Below are 14,624 nucleotides of genomic sequence, written 5' to 3' on the forward strand. Positions count from 1 at the left end.
AAAAGCATAAAGCCACAGCTTGGTTTTATGCTTTTTTTATGGACTGAATTACAAATTCAATTTTCGATACAATTTTTCTTTAATTCCACCTTTCTGGGCAACATAAATTCCTTTTTTTCCGGAGAATATAAATGCGGCTATACAAGCAATTGCTATAAAAACAACAGGCTGGAAGCCAAAAAGTTCATAGCCCATAATAATGCAAGCTAAGGGTGTATTTGTAGCGCCAGAGAATACGGCAACAAAGCCCATCGCAGCCAATAATCCAAGCGGGAGTGGGATAAAGCCGCTGAGTGTACTGCCAAGAGTAGCCCCAATAAAAAATAATGGGGTCACTTCCCCGCCTTTAAAACCGGCAGAAAGGGTAAAAGTGGTTAAGACCAATTTGATTAAGAAATCATAATAATCCGAGGGATTATTGAAAGCCTCCTGAATCATTGGAATACCCAAGCCGATATATTTTGTGCTTTTTAGCAATACCACCGTAATCACGATGATGATACCGCCGATAATAGGTCTGAGTAGAGGAGATTTGATCTTTTTAAATTGAGCACTGAAGAAGTCTCCGGTAAGGGTGAACAACCAGGCTGCCAAGCCAAATAAAATTCCAGCAATCAAACTAAACCCAATATTGCTTAAAGAAAGCGCAGGGATCATTTCATGTATTGGGTAATGTGTGTGCGGTACATGCCATAATTGACAGCTAAAATTTGCGATATAGGCTGTGAGAAAGCAGGGGAGCAACCCAAAATATCTTTTTTTGCCAATAAGCAGGACTTCAAGGCCAAATACGGCTCCGGCAAGCGGGGTGCCAAAGACGGCCGCAAAACCTGCTGTAATACCGAGAGATATCAGGATACGACGTTCGGTTTTGTCGAAATTAAACCAACGGTTGAGTTGGTCGGCTATTGCTCCGCCAATCTGGACCGCCGTTCCCTCACGTCCGGCTGATCCCCCAAACAGATGGGTGAGCAAAGTTCCGAATAGCACAAGAGGTGCCATAACGAGCGGTATCCGGCGCTGCGGATAAAGGTATTCTTCAATCAGCAGGTTGTTCCCTTTACCAGAGGGATTACCCCAGCGCTGATAGGATAAGGCAATGATCAGCCCCGCAAGAGGTAATCCGTAGATGATCCAGGAATTGTTTTCTCTATATGCGGTAACCCAATTCAGCGAAAAAAGAAAGAATGCGCAGATTGAACCAACGCAAAAGCCTACCATACAGCAGATAATCAGCCATTTGGAAATAAAATAAAACTTGTTACGCGGTGTTTGATTTGAAATTTTTATAGCCATAAGTCTACTTATATAAAATTTGTTGTTTTTATACTAAAAGTAGACGTCATCAGCTTATTAAGGCGGTTCAAGGCAGACATCATTGCCACTATGTGTTGCAAAGTTATAAAAAACGAATGATAATTGCAATCCAGCCCATTATCATGAGTAATCCTCCTAAAGGAGTGATAGGACCAAGAAACTTCAGATTTTTTTTCCAATACTCCGCAAAGGAAAGAAAATAAATACTTCCTGAAAACAATAATGTGCCCGAGGTAATTAGGTAATAGGCTACCCGCTCGGACTGATAGTCAAAGGATAGGTTTAGTCCGAGAACCAATAGGGTGATGGCTGTATACATTTGATATCTAACACCTACTTCGAACGAATCCAGCTTTTCAGCCGATAGAATTTTTTTGAATGCATGTGCGCCAAATGCACCTAATATAATGGCCAAAGCGCCTAATAATGCAGCGGTAATGATTACAATGTGATTCATAAATATAATTTATTTAAGAACTGATTTAGTCATGTCTATGTGGAGAATCCCGTAGTCAGGATAAGGTTCGGAATTTTGTTCAAACCCTAATTTCTCATAGAATGACTTTAAGTGAAATTGGGCACCGATTTGAATATCCTGCGGTCCGAAGGCTTCTAGAGTAGCCTCGATGGATTTACGCATCAGCAGTTGGCTTAAGCCTGTTCCTCGCGCCTCTTTCACAACAATTACACGCCCTATGGAAGCTTGTGGGTATGAAATTCCAGGCGGAACCAAACGGGTATATGCTACAATTTCCCCATCCTTTTCCGCCCAAAAATGTAGGCAGACATAATCTTTATCATCCAGTTCGGGATATAAACACGCTTGTTCCAGTACAAAAACCTCCGTACGCATTTTCAAAAGGCGGTACAATTCCCGGTTCGTCAGTTCGTCAAAATTCTTAAGTTTCCAATTATAATCCATGATGGTTAATGAAGAGGGGTAAGTTAAGTTACCGACCCTATCAATAGCAGCGACTGGTGGGGTCGGTAACCCGATTGATGTTATCTTAATGGGGTGATTATGCCAATAGGCTTTTTACGACCTCAGAGATTGTCTTCCCGTCGGCTTGCCCGGCTAATTTTTGATTGGCAGCACCCATTACTTTTCCCATTTCCTTAATGGATGACGCGCCGGTCTCTGCGATGATTGCTTTGATAACAGATTCTACTTCCTCTTTGCTCATTTGTTTAGGAAGGTAAGCTTCGATCACTTTTTCTTCTTCCACCTCAATTTGATAAAGATCTTCACGGTTTTGATTCTTATAGATTTCAGCTGATTCACGGCGTTGTTTTACCAGTTTTTGTAAAACTTTGATTTCAGCTTCCTGATTTAGCTCTTCAGTATGGCCTTTTTCAGTTTTAGCAAGAAGAATAGCCGCTTTAATGGCACGTAATCCACGCAATGTTGCTGTGTCTTTTGCGATCATTGCCGCTTTAATGTCTTGATTTATTTGTGTTTCTAATGACATGATGTTTTAATTATTTTCGATTGACAATCGTGCCCGTAGCCTGAGCCGTGGGCATTATTAATAGATCGTTGATATTCACATGCGCTGGTCTGGTGATGACAAAAAGTATTGTTTCAGCGATGTCGGTTCCGGTTAGGGGCTGCACGCCTGCATAGACATTTTTTGCCCGTTCCTTGTCGCCATGAAAACGCACTTCGGAGAACTCTGTCTCGACCATACCGGGATCAATGGAACTCACTTTTATGCCCTTGGAAAGCAGGTCGATACGCATTGCTTTTGTTAATGCGTCGACGGCATGTTTTGTCGCGCAGTATACATTCCCATTCGGATAAACCTCTTTTCCGGCTATAGATCCTAAATTGACAATATGTGCCCCATTTTCAGTATCCATTAGTGGGATAGCTGCTTTGCTCACATAAAGCAAGCCCTTGACGTTGGTATCGATCATTCTGTCCCAGTCACCGATATCGCCGTCCTGAATAGGATCCAGTCCTTGACTAAGTCCGGCATTATTAATCAACACATGGATTTTTTTCCATTCATAGGGCAAACCATCTATTTGATTCTGGACCTGTTCTGAATCTCTGACGTCTAATTCAAAGGTATGAATTTTGATATCGGGATAGGTTGAGCTCAGTTTTTCCTTCAATTCATCCAAACGATTTAGTCTGCGTGCACAAAGTAAAAGATTGTAGCCTTCCTTCGCCAATACTTCAGCACAGGCCTGGCCAATACCTGAACTTGCTCCTGTGATGAAAACTGTCTTTCTCATATATGTTACTGGTTGAAATATTAAAACTCGATATTGACCGTCTTTTAATGCTAAATTGTAGCCGAGGAATCGTTACTGACTTATTTTGTAGCGATATAAATTGTACAGATACCGAACGTCTGGGGTTTTACAATCGTTTGGTCAAAGCCGGCCTTTTTATTTATAGCAACAAATTTCTGTCCATCGGGAAACTGAGCAACAGATTCCGGTAAATATTCGTAAGCACTGGCATCTTTTGAAAAGAATTTTCCAATAGTCGGTGTTACATATTTGAAGTAAAAATTATAGAGTTGTTTTATTGGGAATTTTTTTGGATTTGAAAACTCCAAAATAACGGCTTTACCGCCCGGTTTCAATACTCGGTAGATATCAGACAGTCCTTTTTCTAAGTTCTCAAAATTACGGACACCAAATGCAACGGTTACGGCGTCAAAAGTATTGTCATCAAATTTAAGCCTCTCCGAATCACCTAATTGTACTTCAAATTGATTTTCCAACCCTTTGTTTGCGATTTTCTTTTTAGCGACATCAAGCATACCCTGCGAGATATCAACCCCAATGATTTTTTTTGGATTCAATATTTTAATGGACTCCAATGCAAAATCCCCTGTTCCGGTTGCAACATCCAGCATCAGTTGAGGTTTGATGGATTTTAGGGCATTGATGGCTTTCTTGCGCCATATGATATCAATCCCCAAAGACATGAAGTGGTTTAAGAAATCGTAGGAATGGGAAATATTGTTGAACATATCCGCGACCTGTTTTTTCTTGCCATCGTTGGCGTCTTTATAGGGCTTTAATGTTGAAGAGTCGTGCGTCATTTTACAAATATACAATATAAGTATATTTTTAATGCTTAAAATGGGATTTGTTTTTCGATTTAAAGCGGAGATTTTTCCTGTCTGGTCACGGAGATGTTATGACAGTCTTTGACGGGAAATAAATGCTATCATTTTGAATTTAGGGAATTTTGGTTATTCACAATGGTTTAAGTTATCAACATTTTTTAATGTATTGATTTTAAGGATGCGTTTTTTATTTTCAACATGTTTTCCACAGGTTGTGTTAATAAGTGGAGTGGTAAAACTGTGTCCTTCAAAGCGTTTTGACAGTTGATGGCTGAACAACTAAATCTGCTGTTTGTAATTCATCATCGTGGTGAATTTTATTTTTTATACATTTGTTATCCCATCTTAAATTTAAGAGCTGGGAAGCTATATTTCGGATATAATATCATGATGAACGAGAGCAATTTTGAGGCGAATAATACGGATAATAACAAAAGAGGTAATTATGGTGAGCGCCGTACCAAATTAAACAACATGGTAAGCGGCTTAGGGAAGCTACCGCCACAGGCAGTAGATCTTGAAGAAGCTGTTTTGGGCGCATTGATGCTTGAGAAAAATGCACTGAGCGAGATTATTGATATTTTAAAACCTGAGTCTTTCTATAAGGAATCGCATCAGAAGATTTTTGAAGCGATATTTGGTTTGTTCCAAAAGACCTCGCCGATTGATATTTTGACGGTTACATCCGAGTTACGGAGAATGGGCGCGCTGGAAATGGTTGGCGGAGCTTATTATATTACGCAACTGACCGACAGGGTAGTTTCAGCAGCTAATATTGAATACCATGCACGGATTATTTCTCAAAAATATATTCAAAGGGAACTGATCAAAGTTTCGACTGAAATTATCAATAGCTCTTACGACGAGACCTCCGATATTTTCGATCTCCTGGACCATGCCGAAAAGAGCTTGTTTGATATTGCACAAAATAACTTGAGAAGAGATTCCCGCAAGATGGACGATATTATGCGTGAAGCCATCTCGAACCTTGAGATGTTACGTGATCGCACGGACGGTCTGACCGGTGTGCCGTCAGGTCTAACCGCGCTTGATCGTATGACTTCTGGCTGGCAGCCTTCGGATCTGGTGATTATTGCTGCACGTCCAGCGATGGGTAAAACGGCATTTGTATTGTCTGTCGCACGAAATGCGGCGGTCGAACACGGTAAAGCTGTTGCGGTATTTTCGCTGGAGATGTCATCGGTTCAGTTGGTTAATCGTCTGATCGCTGGGGAAACTGAAATTGAACAGGAAAAACTAAAAAAAGGTAACCTGGCAGATCACGAATGGCAGCAATTGCACTCTCGTATCGGGCGACTGACAGACGCTCCAATTATCATTGATGATACGCCTGCGCTGAACGTATTTGAATTTAGGGCAAAATGCCGTCGTCTAAAAGCACAATATGATATTCAAATGGTAATTGTCGATTATTTGCAATTGATGCACGGTAAAGCAGAAGGCAAAGGCGGAGGAAACCGGGAACAAGAAATCGGTAGTATTTCCCGTGCGCTGAAATCTGTCGCAAAAGAGTTGAATATTCCAGTTTTGGCCTTGTCGCAATTGAGTCGTGCAGTGGAATCCAGACCTGGAAATAGTAAACGGCCAATGTTATCCGATTTGCGTGAGTCGGGGTCTATTGAGCAGGATGCCGATATGGTACTTTTCTTATACAGGCCAGAATATTATGGTTTGACAGAAGATGAGGAAGGGCGTCCGACGGCAGGTGTGGGTGAAGTTATTATTGCCAAGCACCGTAATGGTGAAACAGGGATCGTGCCGCTTCGTTTCGTTGGTAAATTTGTTAAATTTGTCGATCTTGAAGATGAGTTTTCCGGAATGGGTGGGGGAGATGGTTTTGGTGATGCGCCAGACACATTCTCTGTATCTGCATTGAATCCTTCTCCAAATTTTGGTGATGACTTTGGTGGAGCGGGTTTTAGTGGTGGCATTACCATGCCTTCACGGATGAACGATATGCCTGACGATGCACCATTTTAATAGGTAATTTTACACGAGTATCCATAAATGAGAAAGCCGAAATAGTACATTTCGGCTTTTTTTAGTTCTATTCAATGCATTTTTGTTCTTTTTTCGATGTGGAATTGATTATTGCAACTAAAATTTATAGGTTACTCCAGCTCCAACAATTTGTCTGATCTGCAATGCCGAGTTTCTTTTTCCGACTTCTTTTCCTTCTTCAATAATCGGAATGGCGGTGTTGTCGTCATAGATCATTTGTACGCCGGCGTTTACGGTAATAAACTTATTGACCTTCATGAATAGATTTGCGGTGTAGTCTATATCAACATTCTGCGGCTTGTCTAGGTAATTTGAATAGAGTTTTAAAATATTTTCAAAGGAAACATTCTCCATCAGGTTAACTTTGTAGTATGCGTCAAAAGAGGCACCGAACTCGGTTCTCACTTTTTTACCCGGATCCAGACCATATCGTGTCGAAAGAAGCGTGTCGCTGACGAACACGAATCTTACTGCTGCTGGGGACAGATTGAACCTCAGGTTATCGGATTTTTTGTAGGCAAAACCGGGTCCAAAGCTTAAATATGCCGGAGCCAGAAATCTTGATATACGTTCTTTCGGAGTTTTTGTATAATCAAATCCATCGGCAAACTGTGTATTAAAATTTAGGAAAAAAGTATATAACCAATGTTGCGAGGCTTGATGGCCCAGTAAGCTGTTCAATACCAATCTATCATCATTTTTACGCCAATCCGATTCTTTTTGGAAAGTTAGTCCGTAGGCCGCTAAAACTTTATTATCCCAAGACCATTTATCTTTTTTATAATTGAAATCATAATTTAGGGTGAGATTTCCGGAAAATGAATTGACACCACCTGCAGCCCAATTGGAGAATGAACTCTGGTTAATCAAAAAGGTATTTTCACCTTTGATCGTCCATATTTTACTGGTGTCTGGAAGAGCTTGCTGACTATAACTTCGAAAGCCGAATAAACATACTGCAATAAGAAAGATCGATTTAATTTTTTTCATACTAAAAATTTGGGTTTTGTGCATTATTGCGAAAATAATTGTTCTATAACTAAACGAATAATATTGTTTATTGTTTTATAGCTTTTTGTTTACGGATATTTTAAATAAAATTGGAACTTTGGAACTTATTAGATACTATGAAAATAACCTTGCTTTGTATTGGAAAAACGGATGATAAATACTTGATCGAAGGAATCGACAAATACATCAAAAGACTAAAGTTCTATGTAAACTTTACAATCACGGTAATACCGGATATTAAAAATAGCAAAAGTCTCTCTGAGGAGCAGCAAAAGGACAAGGAAGCTGGATTGATTTTAAAACAATTGCAGCCGCAGGATATGGTCATTTTACTGGATGAATTTGGCAAGGAGTTCCGTTCCTTGGATTTTTCCGCATATTTGGAGAAAATGATGGTCAATAGTGTACAGCATATGGTGTTTATTATCGGTGGTCCTTATGGTTTTGATCAAAAAATCTATGATCGTGCAAATTCCAAAATGTCTTTGTCAAAGATGACTTTTTCGCATCAAATGATCCGTTTGTTCTTTACGGAACAGCTTTATCGGGCTTTTTCTATTATGAAAGGTGAACCTTATCATCATGAATAATATGGAAAAAAGTCCGTAACTTCATCATTAATAAAAACAGACTTATGAATTTGCCGAACAAACGTGATTATCACTATAAAAGTGATGAAGGAGAGAAAAATAGCCAATTGAATAAATACATTATGATAGCATGTATCGTTATTGTTATTTTATTGGCAATTTACTTTGCATAATTTGATATCCTCTAATTACGGTAGGAGTAAAAGAATAAATCTCTTACTTAATATCCGTATGGAGGATATCAGCAGATGATTTTAATAAATTTGATTGAAATGTTTAGAGAAGAACGCCTAATTTTTTGGAGAAGGTTGGCCAGTTTTGCGCGTTCTTTTTGGTTCGGTGTTGTTTACAAAACCCCAGTTGGTCACATAGAACGATAAGGGGTTAATTTCTAATAATTTTTTCATTTTTTCTTTTTTTACCATATAATATTTTATTGTTTCGACTAAATATTGTCAATAATCACGCCAAACTTTAGCTTTATGCCAAATTGCCTTTCGTGATCTGATCAGCTGATATCGATATCTGATAAAATAAAATTGGAAGAATAGGAGAGGAGAGGGCGCAAAAGCTTAATAAGTAGCCCCACATTGGGACTACTTATCTTTATTAAATTTACTTTTTGTCTATTTTATATAATCTGCCGAGATCAGTAATGGCATATAATGCACCATCCTTTCCTTGCGTAATATCTCTGAATCGTTGCCCTTCACTGCCGAGCAAGCGCTCTTCGCCAACCACTTTATTGTCTTTTAAGATAATCCGGGCGATATGGGTACTGCTCAGACCGCAAATAAAAAGATTATTCTTCCATTCGGGGATGTTCTGTCCGGTATAAAATGTAATTCCGCTTGGGGAGAGGACAGGGTCCCAATAATAAATAGGTTGCTCAAGCCCATCTTTTTGCTGTATACCTGCGCCAACTTTATCGCCCTTATATTCTATTCCATAGGTAATGGTAGGCCAACCATAATTTTTACCAGCTTGGATCTTATTGAGTTCATCTCCACCGCGAGGGCCAAATTCAGTTTCCCATAAATCGCCGGTTTCAGGATGAAACGCAAGTCCCTGCGGATTACGGTGTCCATAGCTGTATATCTCTGGCCGTGCATTTGCTTTTCCTATAAATGGATTGCCAGGTGCGGGTTGTCCATCTTTTGTAATGCGTAAAATCTTACCCAAAGCCGCATTCAAATCCTGAGCAAGTGGTCTGGTGACCAGATCAGAACGTTCGCCCGTACTAAAAATAATGTTTCCTTCTTTATCAAATACGATCCGTCCACCATAGTGCAGGTTGCCTTTATGTGCTGGAGTTGCCTGGTAGATAACCTTCGCGTCCTCGAATGATTTCTCGTCAGCAGAAAGCTTACCTTTGGCAACAGCCGTTAATGTTCCTGCAGGCGTATTGTCCGAAAATACCCAATATACCATTCGGTTTGTCGTAAAATCCGGATCGAGTCCCAATCCGAGCAATCCGCCCTGGCCGCTGCTATTCACCGCAGGAAGACCTTTAATTGGCTCGCTTAATTTCCCGTCGGCGGCTGCGATACGCATATCACCTTCTTTTTCTGTGATCAATAATCTACCATCCGGTAGCGCTGCAATGCCCCAGGGGGACTTTAATCCTTCGGCAATAACTTTGCCTTCAAAGGCGGAGGTTGTTTTCGCTCCTGCGATTCTGGTTTGCCCGGCAAAAGCAGGTTTGTAATCCGTATTTGCTTTTTGCGTTTCTACTGGAGGATAGCTTGTTGTATCCGTACCCGGATTTGATGTGCTATCTGAACCGGAATTTGAATTTGCATGATTGGAATTACAGGCAGTCAGGCCTAGTGATATCGTTAAAAGGCTTATTGTCAGTTTGGTTTTCATTGTTGATGACTTATTTTTTTGTCTTATTGTTCAGTTGAAGATATTAAAAATTAATGAAATGCTTTCTGATATCATGTAATAAATTTATCGACATTTATCACAACATCATTAAAAATGAGAAAGATAAAAACTTCGCCCGTTCCGTTAACTGTGTCGGTGTCTAGCCTAAGGCATATTCAAACAGTGTGTCAATATCTTTTGCAGCTCATTTTCTTTGTTGACAAAATAATCGCTCACTTCTAATGTTGCACTGGTGCTTAAATTGTAGATGCATACAGGAACATAGTTTGGCTGAGCAGAAGTCTCAAAAGTTTTAAAATAGTCCGCGCTTTCCTGGAAAGTTGAAAACTCTTTGGATTCACAATGTTGTGTTTCCTGATTATATGCGATGGTTATAAAATTCTTTTTCATTGTACGCTCCTTTATCAGGAATAACGAAAAGTAAACGACAATAGTTTTAAAAATTCATCGCTTTTTATTTTTAAACGCTGATATGGCTTGCATCCACCTCTTTTCCAAAGAATATTTTTGCTTTGGTTTCAAAATCCCTGGGGTCATCCGTAGTGTAGAAGGCCAATTGACTGTTTTTGGAACAGCACGCCTCTATTTCGACATGTCGGTGCAGATAATCCTGTAGGCTGTTAGCAACAATCGGCCCTTGGGAAATAATATTGACATTTTTTGGGACATATTTCTCGATGACAGGCAATAGTAGTGGATAATGTGTACATGCTAAAACAATGGTGTCAATTTGATCACATTGCTGCAATAGCTCATGGATATCCTTTTGAACAAAATAGTGTGCTCCTTCCGTATTAATTTCGTTGTTTTCAACCAAAGGAACCCAAAAAGGACAGTCGTGTTGAAATACTTCAATTTCCGGATTGAACTTATGGACCTCTATTTTATAGGATTCTGATTTTACAGTTCCTGTTGTGGCAAGGATACCGATTTTATTTGTCTTCGTATAATTATGGATGATTTCTGTTGTTGGCCTGATGACGCCAAGAACTTTTTTCCCCGGTGGAAGATCGTTTTGCTGGATTGTTCGTAACGCCTTCGCCGAAGCAGTATTACAGGCTAAAATAACGAGATTGCAGCCTAGATCAAATAGTTTAAATACACATTGTTTGGTGTAGGTATATACGGTCTCAAACGAGCGCGTACCGTAGGGGACACGTGCATTGTCGCCTAAATAAATATAGTCATATTGGGGCAAAAGCTGTTGAATTTCCTTGAATACCGACAAGCCGCCATAGCCGGAGTCGAAAATTCCAATAGGACCAGAAGTCAGAGTATTATCCATAACGCAATGCTATAAGTACATCCACTTATAACATTGCGTTATAAGATTCAGTTTTACTGAAGCAAAGATGGTTTCTCTTTATATATTTTCCAAATTAATTCGCCAAATAATGTATTGGTCCAGGCAAACCAATGTCTGGTGAATTTTTTTGGATCGTTTTTATGGAAGGATTCATGCATAAATCCTGTTCCGCCGTGTGTACTCACCAACGTTTTGATACAGTTGCGGATCTCCTCATCATTTGTCGACGTCTGTGCGCGCATAATAATGGACATCGGCCAAATCATGTCACGACCGATGTGCGGACCACCAATGCCTTCGGCTGCGGTACCTTTAAAGAAGAAGGGGTTCTTTTCAGACAGCACAAAATTACGTGTGCGCTGATAGACTTCATCATGGATGTCGACGGCGCCTAAATAAGGCAGAGCCAATAAACTGGGGATATTGGCATCATCCATCATTAAGTGACTTGAATAACCGTCTACTTCAAAAGCATAGATCTTTCCCAGTGTCGGGTGATCGATAATTCCATATTTATTTACGGCTGCTTCTACTTCCTTGGCGAGCGCTTCCATTTTTGATGCAAGTGACTGCTCGTTTTTAACCTTTTTAAGAATTTCAGCAGCTTGTCTCAAGCTAACAATAGCAAATAAGTTGGAAGGAATCAAAAACGAGAAAATAGTTGAATCATCCGAAGGTCTAAAGCTTGAACAGATCAAACCCACGGGGTTGACGGGATATCCATAGCCATCAATCTGTAAGGTGTCAGATCCTCTGGATGTTGTCCGTTCAAATTTATAAGGGCCTAAATTATCTTTACGTTGCTGTTCAACAAAAGTCTGATAAATTTTATGTTGTGCTTCCAACCATTCTTCGTTAAATGGGCTACTGTCATTTGTTTCTTTCCAATAATGATAAGCCAGTCGAATCGGATAACATAGCGAGTCGATTTCCCACTTCCTTTCATGGATTCCGGGTTTCATGCTGGTATGGTCACTAAACCATTCTCCCTTTTTAGTTGGATCATTGTAAAAAGCATTGGCATAGGGATCGATGTTAATGCATTTACTCTGTTTTTGAATTAAACCAACGATTAGATCCTGTAATTTTTTATCTTTTTTCATGAAAGGAAGATAGGGCCACACCTGAGCACTGCTGTCACGAAGCCACATGGCGTCAATATCTCCCGTGATGACATAGGTATAGTTTCTTCCATTCTGAACATAAGGGAATACTGTGGTGTCCAATGTATTCGGAAAGCAATTATTAAATAACCAAGCTAACTCCTTATTTTTTGTATTTTTTTGAAATTCTGCGATTGCATCTTCGACTACTTTGCTGGAAAAAAGTCGTTTTTCTTTAGGCGTACGCACGGTAGGAAAAGAATGTTCCTGAGCAAAAGAAAATTTGCTTGCAAATGCGCCTGCTGTCAATAAGGTTGCGTTTTGGATAAATGTTCTGCGTTTCATGCTTATTAGGGCTGATTTTTTGTTATACAAGGTTATTTACTAAGATGCAAGATATAAATATTTTTGAATATAACGAACAGCAAATACGATTTAGCATTATAATATTGACTTCAAATGTGAATAAAGTCATTTTTATTCGGTTAATTTGCAGTTAGGAATGCATTTTGCTAGAAGAAATAATCTTTGAAATAATTTTATGGGGCTTAATATATCAAAAAAAAGTAATTTACTTCGAATTGTGCTGGCTGGCATCGGGGTAAGTGCCTCCTTCGCAGGGTTTGGGCAAATTAAAAGTCAGCCTTATTCGTATCATTTCTATCAGAAAATGAACGATGTTGTGTATTCTACAGAGACGAGAATGCACACAACAGCTAAACCATTTGTCATCAAAGATTCTTTGTTACTGGCCAAATTTGACTCGATACAATCCAATAAACCGGTTTCTTCGTCAAATTGGTTCATGCGGAAAATCTTTAATGAACATCTGGTTCAAGTAGAAAAAGACGATTATACGTTCTATGCCGACTTTTTGCCGGATATGTATATCGGAAAAGATATGCAGGGTGACAAACGTCGGACATGGATGAACGGAAGGGGATTTCAGGTAGGACTGAATGTGGGAAGTAAATTCACATTTAACTCATCTGCATTTGAAAGCCAAGCGGTTTTTCCAAAATATCTGGACGATTATATCGTGGCTAATAAAGTAATTCCCGGTCAGGGAAATACCAAATTTCAGTCGAAAAATAAAATGGACTGGATGTATGCGACCGCAAGCATGACCTACGATGCCCACAAATATATCCAAGCGACCATCGCTTACGACAAGAATTTTATTGGAGACGGATATCGTTCGATGTTGCTTTCTGACTTTTCATCTAATTATGCGCATCTGAAACTGACCGGTACGATCGGGAATGTACAGTATACTTCCATCTGGGCTTATATGAATGATCCAACGCATCCGAGACAAGATCTAACGGGAATTTATCCAGTAGAGGGAACCATAGATAGACGCCTAGGAGATGGTAAGAAGTGGGGAGCATTTCAATATTTAGATTGGAATGTAACCAATCGGTTGTCTGTTGGTTTTTTCCAATCCGTGGTTTGGGCTGCTCAGGATGAGGGGGGTAAGAGAGGGTTTGATTTTAGTTACATAAGTCCGATTATTTTTATACGACCTGTAGAAAGTAACAACAGTAGATCGCCAGATAAGATGTTTTTAGGGGCGACTTCAAAGTATAAATTACCTTATAATTTGACAGTGTACGGTCAGTTTTTGTTGGGCGAATTTACAGCCAAAGAATTTTTTGCGGGTAATGGTTATGCACATAACAAATGGGGAGCACAGTTGGGCTTAAGAGGCTATGACATGTTTGGAGTCAAAAACCTAAACTTCCTAGCGGAATATAATACCGCTAGGCCTTATACCTACGCGCACTTTAAATCTTTCTCTAATTATAGTAACAACGCGGAGCCATTGGCGCATCCAAAAGGAGCTAACTTTAGAGAATTGGTTGGTCTCATAAACTATGCCTGGGACAGATGGGACTTTTCTTTACAAGGAATGTATACGCAAAATGGATTGGATCTGCCTGATGGAAGTAATATGGGTGGAAATATTTTTCAATCGTATAATACTATTCCAAATATGTATGGAAACCATATCGCGCAAGGGATCAAGAATAATATCTATTATGCGGATGCGAAAGCAGCGTATGTACTCAATCCTAAGTATAATCTTCGTTTAGAACTGGGGTATATGCAACGCTACGCGAAAGCACAATATGAAACACCTATTGTGAATAAATCGGGCGTGGTAACATTTGGACTTCGTTCGAGCTTTAGAGCAATTTATAATGATTTATAGGAAGTTTTTATATATTTGAAGCACATTATTGAGCTTATGAAAACATCATGATTATTCAAGCCTTATATGGAATGTATAATT

Annotated in this window: 15 protein-coding genes and 1 riboswitch; of the genes, 4 read left to right on the forward strand and 11 right to left on the reverse strand. The window is 39.5% G+C overall.

Features of this window, described 5'->3' with window-relative positions; all coding sequences use genetic code 11:
• Positions 1 to 48: 48 nt before the first annotated feature.
• The 6 genes from D7322_RS03885 to ubiE form a co-directional block, all read right to left on the reverse strand.
• Entirely contained in the window at positions 49 to 1,296 is a 1,248-nt protein-coding gene (locus tag D7322_RS03885) for a chloride channel protein (protein WP_121121509.1), read from the reverse strand.
• A gap of 33 nt (positions 1,297 to 1,329) precedes the next feature.
• Positions 1,330 to 1,392, reverse strand: a riboswitch (Fluoride riboswitch).
• A 7-nt stretch (positions 1,393 to 1,399) separates the two neighbouring features.
• The gene (locus D7322_RS03890; RefSeq protein WP_121121511.1) at positions 1,400 to 1,774 is read right to left on the reverse strand and encodes a DUF423 domain-containing protein; all 375 of its coding nucleotides are present in this window, start codon (positions 1,772 to 1,774) and stop codon (positions 1,400 to 1,402) included.
• A gap of 9 nt (positions 1,775 to 1,783) precedes the next feature.
• Positions 1,784 to 2,239, reverse strand: a complete 456-nt coding sequence (locus tag D7322_RS03895; RefSeq protein WP_183078595.1) for a GNAT family N-acetyltransferase — start codon at positions 2,237 to 2,239, stop codon at positions 1,784 to 1,786.
• A gap of 97 nt (positions 2,240 to 2,336) precedes the next feature.
• On the reverse strand, positions 2,337 to 2,786 hold the full coding sequence (locus D7322_RS03900; protein ID WP_121121515.1) for a GatB/YqeY domain-containing protein: 450 nt from the start codon (positions 2,784 to 2,786) through the stop codon (positions 2,337 to 2,339).
• 10 nt (positions 2,787 to 2,796) lie between these two features.
• On the reverse strand, positions 2,797 to 3,558 hold the full coding sequence (locus tag D7322_RS03905; protein ID WP_121121517.1) for an SDR family oxidoreductase: 762 nt from the start codon (positions 3,556 to 3,558) through the stop codon (positions 2,797 to 2,799).
• 80 nt (positions 3,559 to 3,638) lie between these two features.
• Positions 3,639 to 4,379, reverse strand: coding sequence for a bifunctional demethylmenaquinone methyltransferase/2-methoxy-6-polyprenyl-1,4-benzoquinol methylase UbiE (ubiE, locus tag D7322_RS03910; RefSeq protein WP_121121519.1), 741 nt, complete (start codon positions 4,377 to 4,379; stop codon positions 3,639 to 3,641).
• Positions 4,380 to 4,793: 414 nt separating this feature from the next.
• Between ubiE and dnaB the strand changes: the two genes are divergently transcribed.
• Positions 4,794 to 6,407 carry a replicative DNA helicase gene (gene dnaB, locus D7322_RS03915; protein ID WP_121121563.1) on the forward strand — a complete coding sequence of 538 codons (1,614 nt, stop codon included), beginning with the start codon at positions 4,794 to 4,796 and terminating at the stop codon, positions 6,405 to 6,407.
• 117 nt (positions 6,408 to 6,524) lie between these two features.
• Here the strand turns inward: dnaB and D7322_RS03920 are convergent, their stop codons facing one another.
• Positions 6,525 to 7,418 carry a DUF3078 domain-containing protein gene (locus D7322_RS03920; protein WP_121121521.1) on the reverse strand — a complete coding sequence of 298 codons (894 nt, stop codon included), beginning with the start codon at positions 7,416 to 7,418 and terminating at the stop codon, positions 6,525 to 6,527.
• Positions 7,419 to 7,555: 137 nt separating this feature from the next.
• Here D7322_RS03920 and rlmH point away from each other — a divergent pair, with 137 nt between their 5' ends.
• Complete coding sequence (gene rlmH, locus D7322_RS03925; RefSeq protein ID WP_121121523.1) at positions 7,556 to 8,029, forward strand: 23S rRNA (pseudouridine(1915)-N(3))-methyltransferase RlmH; 474 nt, start codon at positions 7,556 to 7,558, stop codon at positions 8,027 to 8,029.
• Positions 8,030 to 8,073: 44 nt separating this feature from the next.
• Positions 8,074 to 8,202, forward strand: coding sequence for a hypothetical protein (locus D7322_RS29070; protein WP_262507815.1), 129 nt, complete (start codon positions 8,074 to 8,076; stop codon positions 8,200 to 8,202).
• A gap of 442 nt (positions 8,203 to 8,644) precedes the next feature.
• Here the strand turns inward: D7322_RS29070 and D7322_RS03930 are convergent, their stop codons facing one another.
• The 4 genes from D7322_RS03930 to D7322_RS03945 all read right to left on the reverse strand — a co-directional run bounded on the left by D7322_RS03930 (position 8,645) and on the right by D7322_RS03945 (position 12,673).
• Positions 8,645 to 9,898: a PQQ-dependent sugar dehydrogenase gene (locus D7322_RS03930; RefSeq protein ID WP_121121524.1), complete on the reverse strand. Its 1,254-nt coding sequence runs from the start codon at positions 9,896 to 9,898 to the stop codon at positions 8,645 to 8,647.
• 165 nt (positions 9,899 to 10,063) lie between these two features.
• Positions 10,064 to 10,309, reverse strand: coding sequence for a hypothetical protein (locus tag D7322_RS03935; protein ID WP_121121526.1), 246 nt, complete (start codon positions 10,307 to 10,309; stop codon positions 10,064 to 10,066).
• A gap of 70 nt (positions 10,310 to 10,379) precedes the next feature.
• On the reverse strand, positions 10,380 to 11,204 hold the full coding sequence (murI, locus tag D7322_RS03940; RefSeq protein ID WP_121121528.1) for a glutamate racemase: 825 nt from the start codon (positions 11,202 to 11,204) through the stop codon (positions 10,380 to 10,382).
• Positions 11,205 to 11,257: 53 nt separating this feature from the next.
• Positions 11,258 to 12,673: a glycoside hydrolase family 125 protein gene (locus D7322_RS03945; RefSeq protein WP_121121530.1), complete on the reverse strand. Its 1,416-nt coding sequence runs from the start codon at positions 12,671 to 12,673 to the stop codon at positions 11,258 to 11,260.
• A gap of 196 nt (positions 12,674 to 12,869) precedes the next feature.
• Between D7322_RS03945 and D7322_RS03950 the strand changes: the two genes are divergently transcribed.
• Entirely contained in the window at positions 12,870 to 14,543 is a 1,674-nt protein-coding gene (locus tag D7322_RS03950) for a gliding motility protein RemB (protein ID WP_245971245.1), read from the forward strand.
• Positions 14,544 to 14,624 lie beyond the last annotated feature (81 nt).

It is taken from the genome of Sphingobacterium puteale (assembly GCF_003627955.1).
GTDB classification, from domain to species: domain Bacteria; phylum Bacteroidota; class Bacteroidia; order Sphingobacteriales; family Sphingobacteriaceae; genus Sphingobacterium; species Sphingobacterium puteale.

Coding starts and splice junctions, on each gene's coding strand:
- rlmH (WP_121121523.1), top strand. CDS start 7,556: ATGAAAATAACCTTGCTTTGTATTGGAAAAACGGATGATAAATACTTG.
- D7322_RS03905 (WP_121121517.1), bottom strand. CDS start 3,558: ATGAGAAAGACAGTTTTCATCACAGGAGCAAGTTCAGGTATTGGCCAG.
- ubiE (WP_121121519.1), bottom strand. CDS start 4,379: ATGACGCACGACTCTTCAACATTAAAGCCCTATAAAGACGCCAACGAT.
- D7322_RS03930 (WP_121121524.1), bottom strand. CDS start 9,898: ATGAAAACCAAACTGACAATAAGCCTTTTAACGATATCACTAGGCCTG.
- D7322_RS03945 (WP_121121530.1), bottom strand. CDS start 12,673: ATGAAACGCAGAACATTTATCCAAAACGCAACCTTATTGACAGCAGGC.
- D7322_RS03935 (WP_121121526.1), bottom strand. CDS start 10,309: ATGAAAAAGAATTTTATAACCATCGCATATAATCAGGAAACACAACAT.
- D7322_RS03920 (WP_121121521.1), bottom strand. CDS start 7,418: ATGAAAAAAATTAAATCGATCTTTCTTATTGCAGTATGTTTATTCGGC.
- D7322_RS03885 (WP_121121509.1), bottom strand. CDS start 1,296: ATGGCTATAAAAATTTCAAATCAAACACCGCGTAACAAGTTTTATTTT.
- D7322_RS03890 (WP_121121511.1), bottom strand. CDS start 1,774: ATGAATCACATTGTAATCATTACCGCTGCATTATTAGGCGCTTTGGCC.
- D7322_RS03950 (WP_245971245.1), top strand. CDS start 12,870: ATGGGGCTTAATATATCAAAAAAAAGTAATTTACTTCGAATTGTGCTG.
- murI (WP_121121528.1), bottom strand. CDS start 11,204: ATGGATAATACTCTGACTTCTGGTCCTATTGGAATTTTCGACTCCGGC.
- D7322_RS03895 (WP_183078595.1), bottom strand. CDS start 2,239: ATGGATTATAATTGGAAACTTAAGAATTTTGACGAACTGACGAACCGG.
- D7322_RS29070 (WP_262507815.1), top strand. CDS start 8,074: ATGAATTTGCCGAACAAACGTGATTATCACTATAAAAGTGATGAAGGA.
- dnaB (WP_121121563.1), top strand. CDS start 4,794: ATGATGAACGAGAGCAATTTTGAGGCGAATAATACGGATAATAACAAA.
- D7322_RS03900 (WP_121121515.1), bottom strand. CDS start 2,786: ATGTCATTAGAAACACAAATAAATCAAGACATTAAAGCGGCAATGATC.